The sequence below is a fragment of the Chthonomonas sp. genome, from assembly GCF_035294505.1.
Classification (GTDB): domain Bacteria; phylum Armatimonadota; class Chthonomonadetes; order Chthonomonadales; family Chthonomonadaceae; genus Chthonomonas.
In genome coordinates, this window is the sequence record NZ_DATGKU010000184.1 from 1 (window position 1) to 4,644 (window position 4,644).

4 protein-coding genes are annotated in these 4,644 nt (G+C 55.7%); 2 read left to right on the forward strand and 2 right to left on the reverse strand.

All coding sequences use genetic code 11. The features are described from left to right. Nucleotides 1-425: 425 nt before the first annotated feature. Both cbiM and VKV18_RS11380 read left to right on the forward strand, forming a co-directional pair. Nucleotides 426-2,390, forward strand: coding sequence for a cobalt transporter CbiM (cbiM, locus tag VKV18_RS11375; RefSeq protein WP_324204324.1), 1,965 nt, complete (start codon nt 426-428; stop codon nt 2,388-2,390). Then, nucleotides 2,390-3,289 (forward strand): ABC transporter ATP-binding protein, encoded by a 900-nt coding sequence (locus VKV18_RS11380; RefSeq protein WP_324204325.1) that lies wholly within the window; start codon nt 2,390-2,392, stop codon nt 3,287-3,289. Before cbiM ends, VKV18_RS11380 begins: the two co-directional genes overlap by 1 nt. On the opposite strand, the gene VKV18_RS11385 is transcribed toward VKV18_RS11380, so the two are convergent. Both VKV18_RS11385 and VKV18_RS11390 read right to left on the reverse strand, forming a co-directional pair. After that, nucleotides 3,286-4,434 (reverse strand): universal stress protein, encoded by a 1,149-nt coding sequence (locus tag VKV18_RS11385; protein WP_324204326.1) that lies wholly within the window; start codon nt 4,432-4,434, stop codon nt 3,286-3,288. The genes VKV18_RS11380 and VKV18_RS11385 overlap by 4 nt on opposite strands. 18 nt (nt 4,435-4,452) lie before the next feature. Further along, nucleotides 4,453-4,644: hypothetical protein (locus VKV18_RS11390; RefSeq protein WP_324204327.1), on the reverse strand; the 192-nt coding region annotated here is incomplete at its 5' end.

The window sequence follows — 4,644 nt, forward strand, 5'->3', positions numbered from 1 at the left end:
TAAGTTTCAGTTCACATCAGTTCTGAAGGGGAAAGGGCTGTTAAGACAGTCAATCTTGTGGTTCTAGAGCCAATTCATTGAATAACCCTATCTTGCTCGCCCCCTATCCCGGCCTTCCCCCCGATTCGGGAGAAAGGGGGCTATTATGGGTAGTTTCCAGTTTTAGAGCAAGCTAGCAAAGTAAGCTAAGCTGGGGAAGCAAGATTGCATCTCAACACTCAGATTTTGGAGGGGTTAACTAAGGAATGGTTCGTCAGATGAAACCGGGAGTTCACTTATTGGTTCTCCTATCATCCAGATCGGCGGATGGGGCTGGAAAACCAAATGAAAGGAAAGTTGCAGAAGCGTGCTAAGGGCAGCTCTAGACAACTTTAGGCGTTTGGGTGTAACATGAACGGCAAGGCCAAGAGAAGGGGTGCGCCACAATGCATATTCCTGATGGGGTCATTAGCCCCTCCACCTGTGCGGTCATGGCCACGGCGATGGTGCCCGTTTGGGTAACCGCCGGCAGGCGCGTGCGAAAGGAGGTGGGGCTACGTCAAACACCGCTGCTCGCACTGGGTGCAGCGTTTAGCTTTACGGTGATGCTGTTTAATGTGCCTGCACCCGGGGGGACAACGGCGCATCCGGTAGCTGGCACCCTGCTTGCGGTAATGCTGGGGCCTTGGGCAGCTTGCATTGGGGTCTCTGTGGCCTTGGCCATTCAAGCGCTTCTGTTCGGTGATGGCGGTCTGTTGGCCTATGGAGCCAACTGCTTTACCATGGCCTTCGTGCTGCCTTTTGTGGGCTATTTCGTCTATCGGCTGCTGGCCGGACGCTCCCCCAGCAACGCTCTCTGGCGCGCCATCTGTGCCGGATTGGGCGCCTACTGTGGCATCAACGCGGCCGCAGCCGTAGTGGGCGTTTTGCTGGGTCTGCAACCGCTTCTTTTTCATACTCCAGACGGGCGTGCACTCTATTTTCCCTTTGGCCTCGACATCTCCGTGCCGGCCATGCTGGCGGCGCACCTCCTGGTAGCCGGTCCGGCAGAAGCCATCGTCACCACGTTCGCCGTCCGCTACCTGCAAATTGCCGGTCATCCTCTGTACAACACAGGAGAGAGCGCCTTAGCGCGCAGCGGTGTGCAGACGCGATGGGCGGTTATTATCTTGTTGCTGATGGTTCTGCTCTCTCCTTTAGGGCTTTTAGCGAACGGAAGCGCCTTTGGAGAGTGGGGCGCAGAGGAGATTAAAACGCAGATAGAACACCTGTTGCGAAGGCCGGGCTATGTGCCGCCGGGCATGGCACGGTTCGAAAAAGGCTACCACGGACTTTTACCCGATTACGCTCAGCCGGAGACCGGCATGAACATCTGGGGCTATATAACTGCCGGCTTCTTGGGCACCGCCGCCATAGCGGGACTTCTTCTGTTGACCGGCCGTCTCTGGATGCGCCATGAGGAGCAGCACCAACGCCAGCCTATCTCGCCCTCATTCTCCTTAACGGGTTCATCCTCGCTACCGCCGTGGCTCACAACAAACTCCACCCTACCAAAGGCTGCAGAGAACGGTACAGAACGCAAAAGTTCGCCTTTTTTGGAACGAACCCTCGCCGAGCTTGCTGCCGGTGCCACAATAACCCTTCGAGCAGAGGAGAGCGCCGCGCGTAAAGGCTTTTTACAGCAGTTCGATCCTCGTGCCCGTCTCATTGGGTTGCTGCTGCTGGCCGTCTTGGCAACACTCCAAACGCATTTTGTGCCTCTTATAGGGCTAACTCTATTGGCCCTCGTTTTGGCGCAAACCTCTCGACTTTCCCTCTCCGCCTTCCTTAAACGGGTCTGGCTTACGGCCCCGGTCTTCGTGCTGCTTGTAGCCTTGCCTTCGGCCCTCAACATCGTAACACCGGGACGCGCTCTGTTGGTGCTGTGGCATCATCCATTCCTCTGCCTCACCACCGCCGGAATACAAAGCGTGATGCTGCTGGCACTGCGCGTGGGCACTGCCGTCTCTTTTGCCGCGCTTCTTCCGCTTACCACACGCTGGCGAGACCTACTCTATGCCCTGCAATGTCTAAAGATGCCCCGAATCTTTGTGCTGGTTTTAGGGATGGCCCATCGTTACCTCACCGTGCTGATGCAGGCCGCCGACGAGATGTTTACAGCCCGAAGGAGCCGGCAGGTCGGCCGTGTAGAGGATGCCGAGGCGCGTCGGTTTACTGGGGTGAGCATCGGAACGCTTTTTGCGAAAACTCTCTATCTGTCCGATGAAGTGCACGATGCCATGATCGCACGAGGCTATACCGGTAATGTGCACGTACTACGCACTTTGCATTGGCGTTTCGCCGACATCCTGTTTCTTCTGGCCGTATTCTTGGTTATGGGCTTTACATTCCTAGGAGGGCGTCACTTTTAATGGAACGACCTGAGACACCATCTTCCGTCGCCTCTTCGCTGGCCAACGTGTTTGTTTTGAAACAGGTGAGCTATCGCTACAATCCAGAGACCCCGGCGCTTTCAAATATCTCTGTAGAGTTTCGCACAGGGGAAAACGTGGCGATATTGGGTGCCAACGGCTGCGGGAAGTCTACCCTTCTAAAACTGCTTGGAGGGCTGCTTTTTGCGCAAGAGGGTGAAGTGCTTGCCTTTGGCGAGCCGTTAACCGAAGCCTTTCTCAATGTGGAGCGCAATGCCCATCGGTTTCGACGGCGCGTAGGCTTCGTGTTTCAAAACGCCGACGCCCAACTGTTCTCCGCCACCGTGCGCGAGGAGCTGGCTTTCGGGCCGCTTCATCTTGGTCTGCCATACGAGGAGGTTCTACAGCGTGTGCACGATGTGGCGCGCCTTGTTAACGTGGAGTCGCTGCTGGATCGTCCGCCTTTTCTCCTATCTCACGGAGAGAAGCGACGTGTCGCCCTAGGTTGCGTTTTGGCCACCAACCCCGACGTGCTTCTGCTCGACGAGCCGACCACCGGCCTCGATCCGCGATCTCAAGTGAGGTTTTTGGAACTGCTTCATGCGCTTCATCAGGCCGGTAAAACCCTGATCATAAGCACCCACGACCTCCATCTCGTTCCGGAGATCGCTCAGCGTGCTCTCATTATGGCCGAAGACCATACGCTTGCAGCGGATATCCCCGCCGCCCAGCTTTTTGACAACCTCGACCTTCTCTACCGTGTAAACCTCATTCATGAACATATGCATCGGCATGGCAATATCGTCCACTCGCACCCGCACTATCATTCCGGTGAACATGCCCATTCGCATCTACCGTCGCTCGAATCGCCCTCTCAAAAACCCGAAAACGAAAGTTAGACCTGTTCTTCCTCCGGCGGAGCGACGATGAGGATGTCTATGTTGCGCAACTCTTGGGTGAGCCGATGAATAATGGAACCCTTGAGAAACTCTTGGAGGCGTGAACGGCTAGAATGGCCGATCACAAGCTGCGTAATTTGGTGCTCTTTGGCATAGGCGATTAGCTGATCGGCCACTTCACCGTGAAGGGTAACAACAGGGATTTTGAGCTGATCGGCAAGCGCTAAAACGCTGCGAAACTGCTCTTGCTGTTCGGGTGTGAGGGGCCGATTCTCCACGTAGACCGCTACGATGTCCGCATCGAGTCTTTGGGCAATGCGCCATCCGCGGCGCAGCAGCCGCATAGAGGCCAACTCAGGGGCAATACACACCATAATGCGATCTTTCGTTGCCCAGGTTTTCTTGATGCGTCGCTCTTTTCGATAGTCGCTTAAGTCGCGGTCTACCTCTTGAGCGACCTCACGGAGGGCTATTTCTCGAAGCGCATTCAGGTTGCCCTCCCGAAACCAGTTGTTAAGGGCGGATTGGATTTTGTCGGAATGGTATATCTCTCCGCGTTCCAGGCGATGGATCAGCGCGCGCGGCGTGATGTCCACCATAACGATCTCGGCATCATGCAGGAGACTATCGGGAACGGTCTCACGAACGCGAATGCCGGTGATGTCGTAAACCGTGTCGTTGAGACTTTCCAAATGCTGAACGTTCAGAGTGGTTAGCACATTGATGCCGTGGTCTCGTAGATACTCCACATCTTGCCAGCGTTTAGGCCGTTCGGAGCCGGGCACATTTGTATGGGCCAGCTCATCCACAACCACCCACTGTGGCTTGCGGCGCAGAATGGCTTCGGTATCCATCTCCTCAAAAACCCCGCCGCGATACTCTATCTTTTTGCGCGGGATGATTTCGAGATCGCCTATCTGTGCCTCCGTGCCCTTGCGACCGTGCGTCTCTACATAGCCGATCACCACATCCTGGCCACGCTGCTTACGCCGGTTCGCCTCGCTAAGCATCTCATAGGTTTTGCCAACACCCGCGGCAAAGCCAAGGAAGATTTTCAATCTTCCTCGTTGTTGAGGTTCCTCCGCCTTGATGCGGGCGAGCAGCGCGTCGGGATCGGGACGTTCTTCCTGGGCGTCCGATACCATGGTGCTTTCTTCCTTTTCCTAAACGGTAGTCAAAACGGCATCAATCCAGCGACGCATGCCGGTTGTCAGCTCATCTACCTGTAACACCCCATTAGGAGGGAGTTCGGCGTGTTGCCAGAGATAGTTGGCCAAAGCCTCTTCGCACAGGGCTTGCCAAAAACGACTTCCGCCTGCAAACTGCTCTCTATCGGCATAAGCTTTTACAAGCTC

Bases quoted from the DNA above. Each gene is read 5' to 3' on its own strand.
- cbiM (WP_324204324.1), top strand. From the start codon at position 426: ATGCATATTCCTGATGGGGTCATTAGCCCCTCCACCTGTGCGGTCATG.
- VKV18_RS11385 (WP_324204326.1), bottom strand. From the start codon at position 4,434: ATGGTATCGGACGCCCAGGAAGAACGTCCCGATCCCGACGCGCTGCTC.
- VKV18_RS11380 (WP_324204325.1), top strand. From the start codon at position 2,390: ATGGAACGACCTGAGACACCATCTTCCGTCGCCTCTTCGCTGGCCAAC.